General features: G+C 70.2%; 16 protein-coding genes. 5 read left to right on the forward strand and 11 right to left on the reverse strand.

The genetic code is table 11. From position 1 onward, the window contains the following. Positions 1 to 128: 128 nt before the first annotated feature. Positions 129 to 2603, forward strand: a complete 2475-nt coding sequence (locus ACFVXC_RS35690) for a beta-glucosidase (protein WP_389914172.1) — start codon at positions 129 to 131, stop codon at positions 2601 to 2603. A 15-nt stretch (positions 2604 to 2618) separates the two neighbouring features. Here the strand turns inward: ACFVXC_RS35690 and ACFVXC_RS35695 are convergent, their stop codons facing one another. Together ACFVXC_RS35695 and ACFVXC_RS35700 are read right to left on the reverse strand one after the other, a co-directional pair. Beyond that, the gene (locus ACFVXC_RS35695; protein ID WP_389914175.1) at positions 2619 to 3611 is read right to left on the reverse strand and encodes an aldose epimerase family protein; all 993 of its coding nucleotides are present in this window, start codon (positions 3609 to 3611) and stop codon (positions 2619 to 2621) included. Positions 3612 to 3693: 82 nt separating this feature from the next. Beyond that, positions 3694 to 4602 carry an SGNH/GDSL hydrolase family protein gene (locus ACFVXC_RS35700; protein ID WP_389914178.1) on the reverse strand — a complete coding sequence of 303 codons (909 nt, stop codon included), beginning with the start codon at positions 4600 to 4602 and terminating at the stop codon, positions 3694 to 3696. Positions 4603 to 4922: 320 nt separating this feature from the next. Between ACFVXC_RS35700 and ACFVXC_RS35705 the strand changes: the two genes are divergently transcribed. Further along, the gene (locus ACFVXC_RS35705) at positions 4923 to 5417 is read left to right on the forward strand and encodes a DUF3145 domain-containing protein (RefSeq protein WP_389914181.1); all 495 of its coding nucleotides are present in this window, start codon (positions 4923 to 4925) and stop codon (positions 5415 to 5417) included. Between the two features lie 186 nt (positions 5418 to 5603). On the opposite strand, the gene fabF is transcribed toward ACFVXC_RS35705, so the two are convergent. The 5 genes from fabF to fasR all read right to left on the reverse strand — a co-directional run bounded on the left by fabF (position 5604) and on the right by fasR (position 10510). Next, on the reverse strand, positions 5604 to 6866 hold the full coding sequence (gene fabF / locus ACFVXC_RS35710) for a beta-ketoacyl-ACP synthase II (RefSeq protein WP_389914184.1): 1263 nt from the start codon (positions 6864 to 6866) through the stop codon (positions 5604 to 5606). 102 nt (positions 6867 to 6968) lie between these two features. Further along, positions 6969 to 7217, reverse strand: a complete 249-nt coding sequence (locus ACFVXC_RS35715) for an acyl carrier protein (protein WP_160504853.1) — start codon at positions 7215 to 7217, stop codon at positions 6969 to 6971. Between the two features lie 97 nt (positions 7218 to 7314). Then, positions 7315 to 8316: a ketoacyl-ACP synthase III gene (locus ACFVXC_RS35720; RefSeq protein ID WP_389914187.1), complete on the reverse strand. Its 1002-nt coding sequence runs from the start codon at positions 8314 to 8316 to the stop codon at positions 7315 to 7317. Between the two features lie 17 nt (positions 8317 to 8333). Next, on the reverse strand, positions 8334 to 9281 hold the full coding sequence (locus tag ACFVXC_RS35725) for an ACP S-malonyltransferase (RefSeq protein ID WP_389914305.1): 948 nt from the start codon (positions 9279 to 9281) through the stop codon (positions 8334 to 8336). A gap of 89 nt (positions 9282 to 9370) precedes the next feature. Next, positions 9371 to 10510 (reverse strand): fatty acid biosynthesis transcriptional regulator FasR, encoded by a 1140-nt coding sequence (gene fasR, locus ACFVXC_RS35730; protein ID WP_389914307.1) that lies wholly within the window; start codon positions 10508 to 10510, stop codon positions 9371 to 9373. A 185-nt stretch (positions 10511 to 10695) separates the two neighbouring features. Here fasR and ACFVXC_RS35735 point away from each other — a divergent pair, with 185 nt between their 5' ends. Beyond that, positions 10696 to 11361, forward strand: a complete 666-nt coding sequence (locus tag ACFVXC_RS35735; RefSeq protein WP_389914190.1) for a pirin family protein — start codon at positions 10696 to 10698, stop codon at positions 11359 to 11361. Between the two features lie 195 nt (positions 11362 to 11556). Here ACFVXC_RS35735 and ACFVXC_RS35740 read toward each other — a convergent pair whose 3' ends face one another. Further along, on the reverse strand, positions 11557 to 12372 hold the full coding sequence (locus ACFVXC_RS35740) for a serine hydrolase domain-containing protein (RefSeq protein ID WP_389914193.1): 816 nt from the start codon (positions 12370 to 12372) through the stop codon (positions 11557 to 11559). Between the two features lie 19 nt (positions 12373 to 12391). Further along, positions 12392 to 12910, reverse strand: a complete 519-nt coding sequence (locus ACFVXC_RS35745; protein WP_389914196.1) for a GNAT family N-acetyltransferase — start codon at positions 12908 to 12910, stop codon at positions 12392 to 12394. A gap of 226 nt (positions 12911 to 13136) precedes the next feature. Between ACFVXC_RS35745 and ACFVXC_RS35750 the strand changes: the two genes are divergently transcribed. After that, positions 13137 to 13640, forward strand: coding sequence for a MerR family transcriptional regulator (locus ACFVXC_RS35750; RefSeq protein ID WP_389914310.1), 504 nt, complete (start codon positions 13137 to 13139; stop codon positions 13638 to 13640). 192 nt (positions 13641 to 13832) lie between these two features. Further along, entirely contained in the window at positions 13833 to 14774 is a 942-nt protein-coding gene (locus ACFVXC_RS35755) for an aldo/keto reductase (protein WP_389914313.1), read from the forward strand. A 143-nt stretch (positions 14775 to 14917) separates the two neighbouring features. Here the strand turns inward: ACFVXC_RS35755 and ACFVXC_RS35760 are convergent, their stop codons facing one another. Continuing rightward, positions 14918 to 16159 carry an acyltransferase gene (locus ACFVXC_RS35760; protein WP_389914198.1) on the reverse strand — a complete coding sequence of 414 codons (1242 nt, stop codon included), beginning with the start codon at positions 16157 to 16159 and terminating at the stop codon, positions 14918 to 14920. Next, positions 16156 to 17418, reverse strand: a complete 1263-nt coding sequence (locus ACFVXC_RS35765) for an alpha/beta hydrolase (RefSeq protein WP_389914201.1) — start codon at positions 17416 to 17418, stop codon at positions 16156 to 16158. The genes ACFVXC_RS35760 and ACFVXC_RS35765 overlap by 4 nt, the downstream gene beginning before the upstream one ends. Between the last annotated feature and the right edge of the window lie 223 nt (positions 17419 to 17641).

The raw sequence follows: 17641 nt of genomic DNA on the forward strand, positions 1-17641 counted from the left end.
GTACGTCATACCGATCAAAATATAACGTCCAGATTACGAAAACTACCGACCTACAGGTAATCGAGGCAGGATGGAGGGACCGTACAGAACGGGAAGGTACGGAACGGACTTCAACGAGGAGGTACGCCATGGCGGGAACGCAGGGCCCGGGCCCCGGAGCCACGCAGGCCGACCAGGCGCGCGAGTCGGTCGTGGAGGCCGCGCTCGGCACGCTGGATCTGGACGCCAAGACCCGGCTGCTCGGTGGGCGCGACATGTGGTCGCTGCACGCGCTGCCCGAGATCGGCCTGGCCTCCCTCGTGATGTCGGACGGCCCGATCGGTGTGCGCGGCACCCGCTGGACCGCCGACGATCCCTCCATCGCCCTGCCGTCCCCGACCGCGCTCGCCGCCACCTGGGACCAAGGCCTCGCCCGTCGCGCGGGCACCCTCCTCGCCCAGGAGGCCCGCCGCAAGGGCGTCCACGTCCTCCTCGCGCCCACCGTCAATCTGCACCGCTCGCCGCTCGGCGGGCGGCACTTCGAGGCGTACAGCGAAGACCCGTATCTGACCGGCGTCATCGGCACCGGCTATGTCCAGGGCGTGCAGTCCGGCGGTGTCGGCACGACCGTCAAGCACTTCGTCGCGAACGACGCCGAGACCGATCGCTTCACCGTCGACAACATCGTGGGCGCGCGCGCCCTGCGCGAGCTGTACCTCGCGCCCTTCGAGGCGATCGTCGCCAACGCCCACCCCTGGGGCATCATGACCGCGTACAACCAGGTCAACGGCTCGACGATGACCGAGCACCGCTACCTGGTCAACGAGGTCCTGCGCGGGGAGTGGGGCTTCGACGGCTACAACGTCTCCGACTGGATGGCCGCCCGCTCGACAGTCGGCGCCATCGAGGGCGGCCTCGACGTCGCCATGCCGGGACCGCGGACCATCTACGGCGACGCGCTCGCCGAAGCGGTGCGCGGCGGCCGGGTCAAGGAGTCGACGGTCGACGACGCCGTGCGGGGCGTCCTGCGTCTCGCCGCCCGCGTCGGCATCCTCGAAGGCGCCGAGCCCGTGGTCACCGACGTGCCCGCCGAGGTCGACGGCGAGGCGCTCGCCCGCGAGATCGCCCGCCGCTCCTTCGTCCTGGTGCGCAACGAGAACGAGACGCTGCCGCTGAAGCCCGCCGCCTCCGTCGCCCTCATCGGCGCGGCGGCGCGTGACGCCCGCGTCCTGGGCGGCGGCTCCGCCACCGTCTTCCCCGCACACGTGGTCTCCCCGCTCGACGGCCTGACGGCCGCGCTCGCCGACGAAGCCCTGACGTACGCCGTCGGCGCCGACCCGAGCGATGAACTCGCCCCCGCCGACAAGGGGTTCGAGCTGCGCGCCGTCTGCCGCGACGCGGACGGCGATGTCCTCGGCGAGGGCAACCTCCCCTCCGGCCAGGTCCAGTGGATCGGCAACGACCTGCCCGACGGAGTCACCCACGAGACGATGGCCTCCATCGAGGTCGTCGGCACGTTCACGCCGCGCGTGAGCGGCGAGCACTCCTTCGGCACGCGAGGTCTGGGCGCCTTCACGCTGACCGTCGGCGGTGAGGTCGTCTTCGACGGGTCCGAGGTGTTGGGCCCCGAGTCCGACCCGTTCGAGGCGTTCTTCGGCTCACCGGTCGAGCGCGCCAAGGTGTGTCTGACGGAGGGCGAGACGGTCGAGGTCTCGCTGCTCCACCCGCTCGACAAGGAGTACGAGTCTCCGCTGCCCGGCGTCGTGTTCTCCTTCGTGCACCTGGAGCCGCGGCGGGACTCCGACGAGCTGATCGCGGAGGCCGTCGATGCGGCACGCGGCGCCGACACCGCCGTCGTGGTCGTCGCCACCACCGAGCGCGTCGAGTCCGAGGGGTTCGACCGGAAGGACCTGCGACTTCCCGGACGCCAGGACGAGTTGGTACGCGCGGTGGCCACGGCCAATCCCCGTACGGTCGTAATCGTCAACTCCGGCTCCCCGGTGGAGCTTCCGTGGCGCGATGACGTCGCGGCCGTGCTGCTCAGCTGGTTCCCCGGACAGGAGGGCGGCGCGGCTCTCGCCGATGTGCTGCTCGGCGCCGAGGAACCGGGCGGGCGGCTGCCCACGACGTGGGGCGCTCTCGCGGACGCGCCGGTCACCCAGGTCACCCCGAACGAGGGACAACTGGCCTACACCGAAGGCGTGTTCATCGGGTATCGCGCCTGGGACCGTGCCGTCGAGGAGCACGCGGGCGCCACTCCCGCGTACGCCTTCGGCCACGGCCTCGGCTACACCGACTGGGCTTATGAGTCCCTCGCCGCTGATGGCACGACGGTCACGGTCCGCGTCCGCAACTCCGGTCGGCGCGCGGGCCGTGAGGTCGTCCAGGTCTACCTCGCCCCGGACGCGAACGACGGCGACCGCCCGATCCGCTGGCTCGCCGGCTTCGCGGGCGTCGAGGCAGCGCCCGGCGAGAGCGCGGAGGTGCGGATCGAACTCCCGCGCCGCGCCTTCGAGACGTGGGACGAGAGCACCAACTCCTGGACGTACCGGGCCGGTTCGTACGAGATCCAGGTGGGCCGCTCGATCGCCGACCGCCGCTTGAGCGAGACGATCGCCGTCTGACGTGAACCGGCGGCCCTAGCGCACCGAGAAGCCGTAAACCGTCTCCGACCTGTACACCCCACCCGGCCGCAGTACCGTGCTCGGAAACTCCGGCCGGTTGGGGGAGTCGGGGAAGTGCTGCGTCTCCAGGGCTACCCCGTCACCGGGCGCGAACGGCAGCGGCCGCGCGAAGTGGTCTCCCGTGTACAGCTGGATGCCGGGCTCCGTCGTCGCGACGGTCAGCACGCGTCCGGACGCCGGGTCGCTCAGCTCCGCCACCTCGACCGGCCGCTCGGTGATCCCCTTGTCCAGTACGTAGTTGTGGTCGATCCCGCCCCCGACCTTCCGCGCCGCCCGGAAGTCGAACCGTGTCCCGTCGACGTCCGCGTGCACCCCCGTGGGGATCTGGGTCTCGTCCGTCGGCGTCATGCGCGCCGCGTCGATCCGCAGCTCCTGCCCGCCAGCGCCGCCGCTCCCGGGCACGGCCCCGGCGAGGTTCCAGTACGTGTGGTTGGTGAGGTTCACGACCGTCGGGGCGTCGGTCGTCGCCTCGTACGCGATCCGCAGCTCGCCCGCCTCGCTCAGCGCGTACGTCACCGACAGCGCGAGCCGCCCCGGATACCCCTCCTCGCCGTCCGGGCTCACCCGGGAGAGCCGCACCCCGTGCTCGATCTCCGTGGCCTCCCACACCCGCTTGTCGAATCCGGCCGCACCGCCGTGCAGCGCGTTGGGCTCGTTGTTCCGCGCCAAGCTGTAGGTCCTGCCGTCGAGGGGGAACTCACCGCCCGCGATCCGGTTCGCGTACCGGCCCACCAGCGCACCGAAGTACGGCCCGGGGTGGTCGAGATAGCCCTGGAGGTCGTCGAAGCCGAGGGACACGGGATCGCGTCGCCCCGAGCGGCCGGGAACTTCCGCCGACTGGATGATCCCGCCGTACGTCAGGACGCGTACCCGCACCCCACCCCTTTCCAGGATCCAGCGATGGACGGGCGTGCCGTCGGGGAGAGCCCCGAAGAGTTCACTGCGCATGATCGCGACCCTACGCCGGGTGGCCACACCCTCACCCCTTGAGGTCCCATAGCCCTTGGGGCCCCCTAGCCCTTGAGGTCCCCTAGCCCTTGGGGTCCTTGGCCTTCACCTGTCGGTAGGCCAGCTCGGCGAGGCGCGACTGGCCGTCCTTGCTGGGGTGGAACCAGTCCCAGTGGCTCAACTGGTCGCCGTCGAAGCGGTAGTCGAAGACCGCACCGCCGTCGTACCGGCAGCGCAGATCCTTCGCGCACACCTCCTTGAGCACCTCGTTGTACGCGATCACGCGGCTGTGCACCGTGGCCCGCCGCTCCGTCGCCGCCGCGTCCTCGGCGTCCGGGTCCGCCAGCATCGAGGAGCAGATGCCGAGCTTCCAGATCTGCTTGCCCAGCGGGTTCGTACGCCCCTGGGACCAGAGCCGCTTCAGATCCGGCACGGAGGTCACGTACACCTGAGTCTTGGGAAGCTCGCGCCGCAGCGTGCGCATCGCCTTCTCGAAGTCGGCGCGGAACTCGGCGACCGGGGTCATGGAATCCGCCGAGGGGCGGCAGGCGTCGTTCGCGCCCGCCATCACCGTGATCAGCTCGGGGCGCTTGAGCGCGGCCTGCTCGACCTGCCCGGTGAGATCTTCCATACGGGCGCCGGTCTTCGCGTAGTTCCAGCTGTTCCCCGCGGCCCGCTCCTTCCCGAGCAGGCGGGTCGCGAGGCTGCGCACATCGGAGCCGGTGCCGGTCGCCCAGGACGCCTCGGGGCAGTCGGCGAGCACCGAGCAGGCGTCGAAGCCGCGGGTGATGGAGTCGCCGACGGCAGCCAGGGAGCTCGGACTCGCGTCCCACGTAGGGGTGGGTTTCGGGGAGGGTCGGCCGGCCGATGGTCCGTTGGGTGCCGGGGAGTCGCCGCCGGACGCGTCACACGCGGTGACCGCCGTGGCGCCGAGAAGAACCGCCGTCGCCATCGCGACGGCGGCACGTGGGCGGTGCCTTCGGTTCCGCATCCCCGGGTCCCCTCTGTCGTGGGCCGATCCGTCGTCACCGTCGTCACGGTCAGTCGTCGTAGGCCGACCGCGCCGTTTCGACGCACCTGCGAGTGAATGGCGGGTGATTCCTGGCCTTGGGACCGACGGTACGTCACACTCCTTGCGCCGACGCACGGTAGCCTCGCGACCCAGTGGCACCCCGCTCTTTCGGTTCCGCTAAATTACATCACGTCACATCTGTCCCGATTTTGGGAGTTTCCCTGATTCGGGGCCACAACGCTCGGCACGGGCGCGAGGCCGCTGGGGAAGGCGAACCTCGACCCACACTGGAGGTCCCGGTGACGACACGTGGAGTTCTGTACGTGCACTCCGCGCCGCGCGCGCTGTGTCCGCACGTCGAATGGGCAGTCGCGGGCGTACTCGGCGCGCGCGTCAACCTCGACTGGATCAGGCAGCCCGCGGCGCCCGGCAGCTGGAGATCGGAGTTCTCCTGGCGCGGCCCGGTGGGCACCGCGTCCAAACTCGTGTCAGCCCTGCGCGGCTGGCAACTGCTGCGCTTCGAAGTCACCTCCGAGCCGTGTTCCACGGCCGAGGGCGAGCGGTACAGCGCCACCCCCGAACTCGGGATCTTCCACGCGGTCACCGGAATCCACGGTGACATCCTGATCCCGGAGGACCGTCTGCGGGCCGCCCTGGCCCGCTCCAAGGGCGGCGAGAGCGACCTGGAGGCCGAGCTCGCCAAGCTGCTCGGCAAGCCCTGGGACGACGAGCTGGAGCCCTTCCGGTACGCCGGCGAGGGCGCGCCGGTGCGGTGGCTGCACCAGGTCGTCTGAAGCCTTCGACCGGCTTCGACAGCTTTCGTCCGCTTTCGGCGCACGCGCGAAGGGCCCCCACCGTGCGGTGGGGGCCCTTCGCCACGTACAGCTGACTGCTTCAGAAGCCGGAAGGCAGAAGACAGAAGCCGGAAGGCAGAAGACAGAAGCCGGAAGGCAGAAGCCGGAAGTCAGTAGGTCTCAGCCTCAGACGCTCCTGAACGCGAGCACCACGTTGTGGCCGCCGAAGCCGAACGAGTCGTTGAGGGCCGCGATCCTGCCCTCGGGCAGCACGCGGGCCTCGTCGCGGATGACGTCCGCGTCGACCTCGGGGTCGAGGTTCTCGATGTTGATCGTCGGCGGGGCGATGTGGTTCTTCAGCGCGAGGACCGTGGCCACGGTCTCCACGCCGCCCGCGCCACCGAGCAGGTGACCGGTCATCGACTTGGTGCTGGCGATCGCCATGTGGTCGACGTCGTGGCCGAACGCCTTGCGCAGCGCCTTGATCTCGGCGACGTCACCCTGCGGCGTCGAGGTCGCGTGCGCGTTCACATGCACGATCTCGGCGGGCTTGAGGTCCGTGGTGTCGATGAGGTTCTGCAGCGCTGCCGCGATGCCGTTGCCGGACGGCTCGGGCTGCGTGATGTGGTGGGCGTCGGCCGAGATGCCCTGGCCGACGGCCTCCGCGTAGATCTTCGCGCCGCGGGCCTTGGCGTGCTCCTCGGACTCCAGGACGATCACGCCCGAGCCCTCGCCGAGCACGAAGCCGTTGCGGTCGGCGTCGTAGGGGCGCGAGGCGCCCTGCGGGTCGTCGTTGTTCTTGGACATCGCCATCATGTTGCCGAACGCGACGATCGGCAGCGGGTGGATCGCCGCCTCCGTGCCGCCCGCGACGACGACGTCGGCGCGGCCGGTGCGGATCATCTCGATCGCGTAGCCGATGGCCTCGGCGCCCGATGCGCACGCCGACACAGGGGTGTGAACGCCCGCGTGGGCGCCCAGCTCGATGCCGACGTTGGCCGCCGGGGAGTTGGGCATCAGCATCGGCACGGTGTGCGGGGAGACGCGGCGTACGCCCTTCTCCTTGAGCACGTCGTACTGGTCGAGCAGGGTGGTCACGCCGCCGATGCCGGAGGCGATGACCGCGCCGAGGCGGTCGGGGTCCACGGACGGGTCCTCGCCCGCCTTCGCGGTGTAACCCGCGTCGGCCCAGGCCTCCCTGGCCGCGATCAGCGCGAACTGCGCCGAACGGTCCATCTTGCGGGCCTGCGGGCGCGGAATGATCTCGCCCGGCTCGACCGCGATCTGGCCCGCGATGCGGACCGGAAGCTCGGCAGCCCAGTCCTGTTCGAGAAGGCTGACGCCGGAACGGCCCGCGAGCAGGCCCTCCCAGGTCGAGGCTGCGTCGCCACCCAGCGGTGTGGTTGCGCCGATACCGGTGACGACCACGGTGCGATTGGTCGGGTTCACAGGAAAATTCTCCACGGTGTTGAGGGGATCAGCGGCGCCACCGCCGGGTGGCGACAGCAGAGCAGCCTTGATCAGGCCTGGTGCTTCAGCAGAGAGACCTGATCAGGCCTGGTGCTTGAGGATGTAGCTGGTCGCGTCGCCGACCGTCTTGAGGTTCTTGACGTCGTCGTCCGGGATCTTGACGTCGAAGCGCTCTTCGGCGGCGACGACGACCTCGACCATGGACAGCGAGTCGACGTCCAGGTCGTCGGTGAAGGACTTGTCCAGCTGGACGTCCTCGACCGGGATGCCGGCGATCTCGTTCACGATCTCGGCGAGACCGGCGACGATCTCTTCCTGAGTGGCGGCCATGTTGGCGCTCCTTCTATGTATCCAGAGGGTGTGGCGCCCGCCGCGGCAGCGGCAGGTTGGTTACAGCCGTACGGACCGGATGATCCGGACGTGATGCCTAGGGGAGGGTAACGACCGTGGCGGCGTACACGAGACCCGCCCCGAAGCCGATGACGAGCGCGGTGTCGCCGCTCTTCGCCTCGCCGGTCGCCAGAAGCCGCTCCATCGCGAGCGGAATCGAGGCTGCCGACGTGTTGCCGGTGGTGCGCACGTCACGGGCGACCGTGACGTGTTCCGGCAGTTTCAGAGTCTTCACCATCGAGTCGATGATCCGCTCGTTGGCCTGGTGCGGAATGAAGACATCCAGTTCGTCCGCGGTGATTCCGGCCGCGTCCAGCGCCTGCTGTGCGACCTTCGCCATCTCGAACACGGCCCAGCGGAAAACCGCCTGACCCTCCTGCGTGATGGCAGGGAACTTGTCGGGGGAGCCGTTGCGGTACGCCTCCCAGGACTCGGTCTGCTTGATCGTCTCGGACTTGTCGCCCTCCGATCCCCAGACCGTCGGACCGATCTGCGGCTCCTTGGCGGGGCCGACGATCACGGCGCCCGCGCCGTCACCGAACAGGAAGGCCGTCGCACGGTCCTCCAGGTCGGTCAGGTCGCTCAGCCGCTCGACGCCGATGACCAGGACGTACTCCGCGCTGCCCTCGACGACCATGCCCTTGGCGAGCGTCAGGCCGTAGCCGAAGCCCGCGCAGCCCGCGGAGATGTCGAACGCGGCGGGCTTGCCCGCGCCGATCTTGTCCGCGATCTCGGTCGCGATGGCCGGGGTCTGCTTGAAATGAGAGACGGTCGAGACGACGACCGCGCCGATCTGCTCCGGAGCGATGCCCGCGTCGGCGATCGCCTTGCCGGAGGCCTCGACGGACATCGCGGCCACGGTCTCCTCGTCGGAGGCCCAGTGGCGGGTCGCGATGCCGGAGCGGGAGCGGATCCACTCGTCGGACGAGTCGATCGTCTCGAGGATCACCTCGTTGGGCACTACACGGGTCGGGCGGTAGCCGCCGACACCCATGATGCGCGCGAACGGGGCGCCCTTACTGGGCTTGATCTTCGACATGCTCTCCTGGCTCCTTCTCAGGCATCCGCCGCGTCGGCGGCGGATGCGGTGTCGGCGATGAGCGCAGATGCGGCGTCGAGGTCGTCGGGTGTCTTCAGAGCCACCGTCCGCACGCCGGGCATGGCGCGCTTGGCGAGACCGGTCAGTGTGCCACCGGGGCACAGCTCGATCATCGCCGTGGCGCCCAGTTCCTTGAACGTCTCCATGCACAGGTCCCAGCGCACCGGGTTGGCCACCTGGCCGACCAGGCGGGACACGACGTCCGAGCCGCTCGTGACGGCCTGGCCGTCGCGGTTCGAGACGTACGTCAGCTTCGGGTCGGCCGGGCCGAGGGCCTTGGCGGCCTCTTCGAGCGTGGCGACCGCGGGAGCCATGTGGTGCGTGTGGAAGGCGCCCGCGACCTTCAGCGGCACGACGCGGCGCACCCCTTCGGGCTTGTCCTCCACGAGCGCGGCGATCTGCTCCGCGGTGCCCGCGGCGACAACCTGTCCGGCGCCGTTCACGTTCGCCGGCGTCAGGCCGAGCTTCTCCAGGTGCGGGATCGTGACCTCGGGGTCGCCGCCCAGCAGCGCCGCCATGCCGGTCTCCGTGATCGCCGCGGCGTCGGCCATGGCCAGACCCCGCGTACGGACGAGACGGAGCGCGGCAGCGTCGTCGAGCACACCGGCGTACGCGGCGGCGGTGATCTCGCCGACGCTGTGTCCCGCGACCGCGCCGGGCTTGTTCGCGCCGAGCGCGTCACCGAGTGCCTCGGCGGCGAGCAGACCGGCGGCCACGAGCAGGGGCTGGGCCACCGCGGTGTCGCGGATCGCGTCCGCGTCGGCCTGCGTCCCGTAGTGGGCAAGGTCGAGCCCGATGGCGTCCGACCAGGCCCCGAGGCGGTCGGCCGCGCCGGGGAGATCGAGCCAGGGGGTCAGGAAGCCGGGCGTCTGGGCGCCTTGGCCGGGAGCGACGAGTACGAGCACACTCACACTCTCTCTTGTGGACGGTAGGGGCCGCCCGTGGGGACAGGGACGAAGAACGGCTGGGGGAATTGTAGGGGCCCGACAAAACCCTACGGTTGGAGATCTCCGTCGGCCAGACGCCCCAGGATCAACGCGATCCGCAGCGTGAATGCGGAGCGCACGTCCGACGGCGACCAGCCGGTGACGTCTGTCACACGTCGCAGCCGGTAGCGCACGGTGTTCGGGTGCACGAAGAGCATCCGGGCGGCACCTTCGAGACTGCTGGCCTGTTCCAGATAGACACTGAGCGTCTCCAGGAGAGCCGAGCCCGCTTCCTCCAGTGGTCTGTAGATCTCCTCCACCAACTGCTCGCGCGCGGCGGGATCGCTCGCGATCGCGCGCTCCGGAAGGAGATCGTCCGCGAGGACGGGGCGCGGGGCGTCCTGCCAGGCGGCGCAGGCCTTGAGTCCTGCGGCGGCGGCCTGCGCGGACCGGGTGGCGGCGAGCAGGTCGGGGACGACGGGCCCGGCGACGACGGGCCCGGCCGCGTACGGGCCGATCAGGCTCTTGGCGACCTGCAGAGGATTGTCGCTGCCGCCCGCGATGACGACAAGACGGTCGCCGAGCACACCGGTCAGGACCTGGAGCTTGGCGTGCCGTGCGGCGCGGCGGATGGCCTCGACGGTGAGCTCGCTGTCGCCGTCGGGCGCGGTGCCAAGGACGACGCATACGTGCTCGGGGGAGTTCCAGCCGAGCGCGGCGGCCCTGCTCACCGCCCCCTCGTCGGCTTCCCCGGAGAGCACGGCGTTCACGACGAGCGACTCAAGGCGGGCATCCCAGGCACCGCGTGCCTCGGCGGCCTGCGCATAGACCTGCGCGGTGGCGAAGGCGATCTCGCGGGCGTACACGAGGAGCGCCTCGCGGAGGATGGACTCGTCCCCCGGGGCCGCGACCTCGTCGATCGCGGACTCCATCACCTCGATCGTCGTACGCACCATCTCGACGGTCTGGCGCAGGGTGATCGCCCTGGTCAGCTCGCGCGGGGCGGTGCCGAAGACGTCGGTGGAGATGGCCTGGGGGGCGTCGGGATGACGGAACCACTCGGTGAAGGCGGCGATACCGGCCTGCGCCACCAGGCCGATCCACGAGCGGTTCTCCGGTGGCATCGCCCGGTACCAGGACAGCGTCTCGTCCATGCGCGCGATGGCCTGGGCCGCGAGGCTGCCGGATGACTGTTCGAGGCGCTTCAGCGTGGCTGAGTGCGCGTGAGCCTTTCGGTGCGCGTCCTGACGGGCGGCTTCCTCATGGCGCGCGGCTTCCTCGTGGGCTGCCTGATGGGCGTCCGGGCGGGCTTCGTTCGCAGAGGGTTCGGGCACGGGGACAAGACTGCCTTATCGGGACGGGGGTGTGCGGTGCCGGGTCTAACGTGGGGTGTGTGATTGATGTACGGCGCTCCGGCGATCGGTACCGCGGCGGGGAGCCCGGCACCGGTATCGAGACTTTCCACGCCTTCTCCTTCGGGCCGCACTACGACCCGGACAACCTGCGCTTCGGTGCGATCCTGGCCTGCAACGAAGAGCGTCTGGCACCCGGCGCGGGCTTCGACGAACACCCGCACAGCCACACCGAGATCGTGACCTGGGTGGCGGAGGGTGAGCTGACCCACCGCGACTCGACCGGGCACGCGTCGGTCGTGCGCGCCGGGGACGTCCAGCACTTGAGCGCGGCGGGCGGCGTCCGCCACGTGGAACGCAACGACGCCGAGACCCCTTTGGTCTTCGTCCAGATGTGGCTCTCGCCCCTGACGCCCGGCGGCGACCCCGCCTACGAGGTGGTCCACGGCATCGCGGACTCGACCCCGTACGCGGTCCCCGCGGCAGGCGCGCTCCTCCACGTCCGACGACTCGGCACGAACGAGCGCACCGCCATCCCGGACGCGCCTTTCGCGTACGTCCATGTGGTGCGGGGTGAAGTGCACCTGGGCGGCGAGGAACTGCGTGCCGGGGACGCGGCACGGATCACGGAGGCGAAGAACTTGGAGGCGGTTGCGGCGGCTTCGGACGGGGCGGAGCTGCTGGTGTGGGAGATGGCGGGGAGCTGACGCGGCTGCGGCTGTGGCTGCGGCAGTCGTGCCACGGGGGCGGCGCGGGTGGGCACAGCGGCGGGAGCGGGCCCGCAAGCCCGGGCCCCGCACAGCGCAAGCGACTATCAGAGCTCACCGAACACCACGTCAGAGCTCGCCGAGCACCACGTCAGAGCTCGGCGAGTACCACGTCAGAGTTCGCCGAGCACCGCGTCAGAGCTCGGCGAGTACCGCGTCGGTGAACGGAGGCCACGCCTCGGCGGCCCACGGGCCGAACGCCCGATCCGCCAGAGCGACACACGCCGCCCCCGCATCGGGATCGACCCAGAGGAACGTCCCGGCCTGACCGAAGTGCCCGAACGTCCGGGGCGAGGACGAACTCCCTGTCCAGTGCGGCGACTTGGAGTCCCGAATCTCGAACCCGAGCCCCCAGTCGTTGGGGCTCTGGTGCCCGTACCCGGGAAGGACACCCTTCAGCCCCGGATACGCCACGGACATCGCCTCGGCCACCGTCCGCGGATCAAGCAACCGAGGCGCCTGCACCTCGGCGGCGAACTTCACCAGGTCGTCAACGGTGGACACCCCGTCCTTGGCGGGCGACGCACCCCCGTCGAGCGAGGTGGCCGCCATCCCCAACGGCTCCAGCACCGCCTGCCGCAGATACTCCCCGAAGGGAATGTCCGCCGCCTTGGCGACATGATCCCCGAGCACCTCGAAGCCCGCGTTCGAGTACAGCCGCCGCGTCCCGGCAGGCGCCGTCACCCGATGCTCGTCGAACGCGAGGCCACTGGTGTGTGCCAGCAGATGCCGCACGGTCGACCCCTCGGGTCCCGCGGGCTCATCGAGCTCGATGGCTCCCTCTTCGTACGCCACGAGGACCGCGTACGCCGCCAGCGGTTTGGTGACCGAAGCGAGCGCGAAACGATGCCCTGTGGGCCCGTGCGCCCCGACGACCGTGCCGTTCGCGCGTACGACGGCGGCGGCAGCGGTGGGGACCGGCCAGTTCTCGATCAACGCCAGGCTCTGCATGCGTACGAGCCTATGCGCCCTACAGCGTCAACCGCATCGAGGGGTCAGGCTTGCGCACGAAGCCGAGCGAGGCGTACAACGGCTCCGCGTCCGCCGACGCGTTGAGCTCGACACTTCCCGCACCACGCTCCCGGAACCAGTCGAGGAGCACCTCCATGCAGGCCCGCGCATACCCACGCCGTCGCTGATCCGGATCGGTGGCCACGCTGAACACATGGCCGATGACGCCCCGCGGATTGCCCGCCCGCCCGATGCGGTACTCCAGCGTCCCCGCCACCAGCGCCGCCAGCTTCCCGGGCTGATCGGGCCAGTCGATGACGAAGGCGGCGAAGTCGCCCTTCGGATCAGCCAGTTTGCCCCGCACGACGGCAAGGGACTCGACCTGCCATCCGGTGTCGGACCCCACCTGCCATCCGGTGTCGGGCCGGTTGGCGGCAGCGGTGCCCGAACCGGTGCCGAACACCGAGTCGATCATCACCTGGCGCAGTCTGATCAGTTCCTCGGCATCATCCGGCGTAGCGCGACGCACAACACTCATGATCGACACCGTAGCCACCACCCGAAGCGGTGTCCTCCGATTTTCCGAGGGTCTGTTCCCGTCACATATTTCCTCCCCGCTTTCCCGCTTTCCTTCCGGTTCTGCTTGCCTAGAGCGCACTCCAAGGTTTTAGCGTGGGGGCATGACGGTGATGGAGTCCGAGACCACCCGCACACTGCGCCCCGCGCAGAGCGCGACCGAAGCGCCCCCCGGTACCGCCGAGAGCATCCCCGGTACCGCCGAGAGCGCCGACGGAACCGCCGAGAGCACCGACGGTGTCGGCGCCGACGGCGTCGCGACCAAGGCGGACGCCTGCGCCTCGGCACCCACCACGCACCCCCGCCCGAACGGCAGGGACCACTACACGATCAGCGAAGTCGTCGCCTTCATCGGCCTGACCGCGCACACCCTGCGCTGGTACGAGCGAATAGGCCTGATGCCGCACATCGACCGCTCCCACACGGGTCAGCGCCGCTACCGCAACCGTGATCTGGACTGGCTCACCTTCGTCGGCAAGCTCCGCCTGACCGGCATGCCGGTCGCGGACATGGTCCGCTACGCCGAGCTGGTGCGCGAGGGCGACCACACCTTCACCGAGCGCCACGAACTCCTCGAGCAGACCCGCCGCGACGTCCGCACCCGCATCACGGAGCTCCAGGACACGCTCGCCGTACTCGACTACAAGATCAACTTTTACGCTGACGCCCGCCCGGCGTCGGAGAGGCTCTGAACACTGATGACCGCAGAGACGCCCGATACGCCCGATACACCCGCGAAGTCCGATGCGACTGCGACGACCGGAGCGACCGGGACGACCGGGACGGCTGGAACGACCGGTACCCCGGGCAAGACTCCCGGCCCGATCGCGAAGGTACGGCTCGGGACAAGTGGCCCCGAAGTCGGCGTCCAGGGGCTCGGCTGCATGGGCATGAGCTTCGCCTACGGCCCCACCGACGCACAGGAGGCCCGAGCCACCCTGGAGCGAGCCCTCGAACTGGGCGTCACCCTCTACGACACCGCCGACGCCTACGCCTCCGGTGAGAACGAGAAGTTCCTCTCTCCCTTCTTCAAGGCACACCGCGACGAGGTGGTCATCGCAACCAAGTTCGCCCTGGGCATCGACCCGAACGACTCGACCAAGCGGATCATCAACAACGACCCCGCGTACATCCGCGCCTGCGTCGACGCCAGCCTCCAGCGCCTGGGCGTGGACGCCATCGACCTGTACTACATGCACCGCCGTGACCCGCGGGTGCCGATCGAGGAGACGGTCGGTGTGATGGCCGAGCTGGTCGCCGCGGGCAAGGTCAAGCAGCTGGGACTCAGCGAGGTCACAGGCCCCGAACTCCGCGCTGCCCACGCCGTCCATCCCATCGCCGCCCTCCAGTCGGAGTGGTCGCTCTTCAGCCGTGACATCGAGCAGGGCGTGGTCCCCGTCGCCGCCGACCTCGGCGTCGCCCTCGTTCCCTACTCTCCGCTCGGCCGCGGCTTCCTCACCGGCTCCTTCGTCAGCGCCGAGAAGGAACTCGGCGAGGACGACTTCCGCCGTCAGCAGCCCCGCTTCACGGGCGACAACGCCGCCACCAACGCGGCCCTCCTCGAACCCGTCCGCACCGTCGCCGCCGCCCACGGCGCGAGCCTCGGCCAGGTCGCCCTCGCCTGGGTCCAGCAGCAGGCGCAGGCCCACGGCCTTGCCGTCGTCCCGATCCCCGGCACCCGCAAGCGCACGCGCGTCGAGGAGAACACCGGGGCCACCCGCCTCGAACTCACCTCCTCCGAACTCGCCCTGCTGAACCCCATCGCCACCCAGGTCGCAGGCGACCGCTACGCCGACATGACCTCGACCTCGGCGGGCCGCGAGTAGCAACAGCCGGTCGCTCTCCCGGGTGGGGCCCGTGTCGCAACGGCCCCACCCAGCGAGGCCCCTGCCGTGCAGGTCCCGTTCAGGTCTCCCGTGCGTGGCCCAGCTGTTCACGCCAGTCCAGCTGTTCATGCCAGCCCCGCTGTTCACGCCAACCCCAGTGCGAAGACCGCGAACCCGGCCGCCAGGAGCCCGGCGAGTGCCCGTCGCGCATGCGTGGACCGTTCCCACGGTCCCTCGAAGCCGCGGGCATAGCGGCCTATAAGGAGCAGGAGCGCTCCGAAGACCGGAAGCCAGGCGACCCGGGCCGCTATCCAGCCCCAGGTGTCCGGACCCGTCGTCAACCCGGGCACGGTGCCGCCGAGGAACGAGCCGGGCACGGCGGCCGTGAGCATCGCCGTCTGGTGCCAGCACAGGATCGTCATCGCCGACAGGTTGATCACGACGACCGGCGCCCACAGGGCGGGCCTGCGCAGCAGCTTGCCGATGCGCTCTCGCAACAGGATCGCCGCACCGCTCTGCGCGGCGGCCAGCGCCAGGACCAGCAGTGACGGGGGATGTGAATTCGTCCGGGCCTCACCCGGGACGCCGACCATCGACGCCGGATAGTGGAAGACGAGCAGCAGAGCGGCGAAGAGGGCTGTCCCTCCGACGAGCAGCAGCCACGCACCGCGCCCGGCCAGCTTCTTCTCGCCCCAGCTGACGCCCAGTTGGTAGGCGAACATCCAGCCGGGCAGCAGATTCAGCAGACTCAGCCAGGACGGCATGGCGTCCCCGAAAAGGCCGTAGCGCAGGAAGTCGACGACGGCGACCGAGCCGAGCAGCGGCGCCGCGGCCCAGGCACCGAACCGCTCCGCTGCCCTTATGCACCATGGGGTGAGCGCCGTGATGACCGCATAGATCCCGACGAACCACAGCGGCTGTATCACCAGCGTGGACCCCGTGCGCAGAGTCGTGCCCGGCACTCCCGTCACATACAGCACCGGGATCAGAGCGGCCCAGACAGCCGTCACCCCCAGGACCGGGCGGCCAAGGCGCGCCACCCGCCCCCGAAGCCAGCGTCTCGTCGGCTCTCCGCGCGCCGTCGCCCGGCGATACGACAGGACGGAGGCATAGCCGCCGACCAGGAAGAAGATCCCGAGCATCTGCAGCACCCAGCTGAGCGGTGCGAAGAATCCGAACGAGGCCAGGGGGCTGGCATTGTGCAGCGCGCCGCCCGCATCGAGCGTGAATCCGCCGAGCAGCCAGTGCCCGGTCGGCACGGCGAGCAGGGCGAGCGCACGCAGCCCGTCTATGGCCCGGTCACGATGTGCGGGCGTCTTGGCGTCGATCGCCGACGCGGTCTTGCGCAGCTTCTCGTGCAGGGTGGTCGCCGGGGTGAGGATCATGGCCGCTCTCCGATGGGGCGGGCATCGGCGGCAGATGCGCTTCCGCCGGTGCCGGTGCCGGCACCGGTGCGGGTGCGGGTGCCGGTGGCAGTGGCGTTGTCCGGTGCGCTGGGGACGGTGGTCTGTTCAGCGATGTCGGCGAAGGCACGGAGGGAATCCGTCCCCGGCGCGAAGTAGCCGGTGTGGCCCTCGGCTCGCTCCGCGGGAACACGCCGGGCGCCGAACCCCGGGTCGGCCGGGTCCTCACCGTGGCCGAGACCGAACAGCTCGACGTTCGGCACGTCACCGATCCAGTCGCTGTCGTCCTTGGCCGCCCAGACGCGGGCGGAGGTGTGCAGATCGGCCACGCTGTCCGCACGCATACCGGGGGAGCCGAGCACCACCAGGTCGGATGCCGTCAGCTGTGGAGCCGCCAGGCCGCACACCACCGAGCCGTAGCTGTGGCAGAACACGGCGGGGCGTGGGGCACCGGACGCCGACAGACCCCGCACGAACCGCGCGAGCCGGGGAGCGCCTGCCTCCGCGAGACGTCCTGTCGCGGCGTCCGGGCCGAGGCCGACCGGAGTGGTGTACCCGACCCAGGCCACCACGGCCGTGCCGCTGCCCGCCGCGGCGTGCAGAGAGCGTGCCATCCCGGCCGGTGTGCCGTACTCGTCGTTCGAGCGGTCGAAGGTGCTCAGATCGATGTCGGAGCCCGGCACGACAACCGATACATGCTTGGCGCTCGACAAGTCCCCGAAGACCTCAGCGACTTGGCCTCTGCCACGCGGGTCGAAGGCGAGTATCTGGCGCCCAGGGCTGAGGAGTTCTTCGTAACGCGCGACCAGGGATCGGGCTTGCTCGTGGTCCTGCGCGGTGAGGCCCGGGTCGCTCTCGCGGGCCTGCTCGCGGGCGCGTTGGGCTTTCATGGAGAGGGAGTTGGCCTCGTACCGCAGAGAGGTCGGGGCGCCGTCCAGATTGCCGACGACCGAGGGGTGCCGCCTCGCCAGCCTGTGCTGCTGCTCCTCGCCCAACGAGCCGAAGAACTCGGCGACTCGGGCGGGAGCCGTGGCCGCCGGATCCGGCAGCCGAACTCCCCACGTATGGTCCGCGCGCCAAGCCTGTGCGCCCGGCGGAGGGCCCGTGACCGGCTGCTGCTCATTGCCGACGGCCCAGCCGGTCGTGCCGGCCGCGATCGTCGTCGTGAGTGCAGCGGCGATCAGTGTCCGCCTGCCGCGGGTCTTCCAGCTCCCGCGGGCTTTCCAAAAACGAAGGCGCATGGCCCGTCTCCCTCCCCGTCTGGTGGCACGCTCTGGCGTGACGAGAGGAAAGTAGGGAGACGGTGCCCCGCAGCACCTCACACTGGGGAGCCAACTCGCGGGTGATACCGGGGTAGTGGAACTCATACCGCGGTATGAGAGCGGGGGCTCTAGTGCTCCCCGGGCGGATCAGCTCCGATTCGCTGCTTCCCGGGCGTGATCAGGCCCGATTCGGTACTCCCCG

Origin of the sequence: Streptomyces sp. NPDC058257 (assembly GCF_042881845.1) — a bacterium.
Classification (GTDB): Bacteria; Actinomycetota; Actinomycetes; order Streptomycetales; family Streptomycetaceae; genus Streptomyces.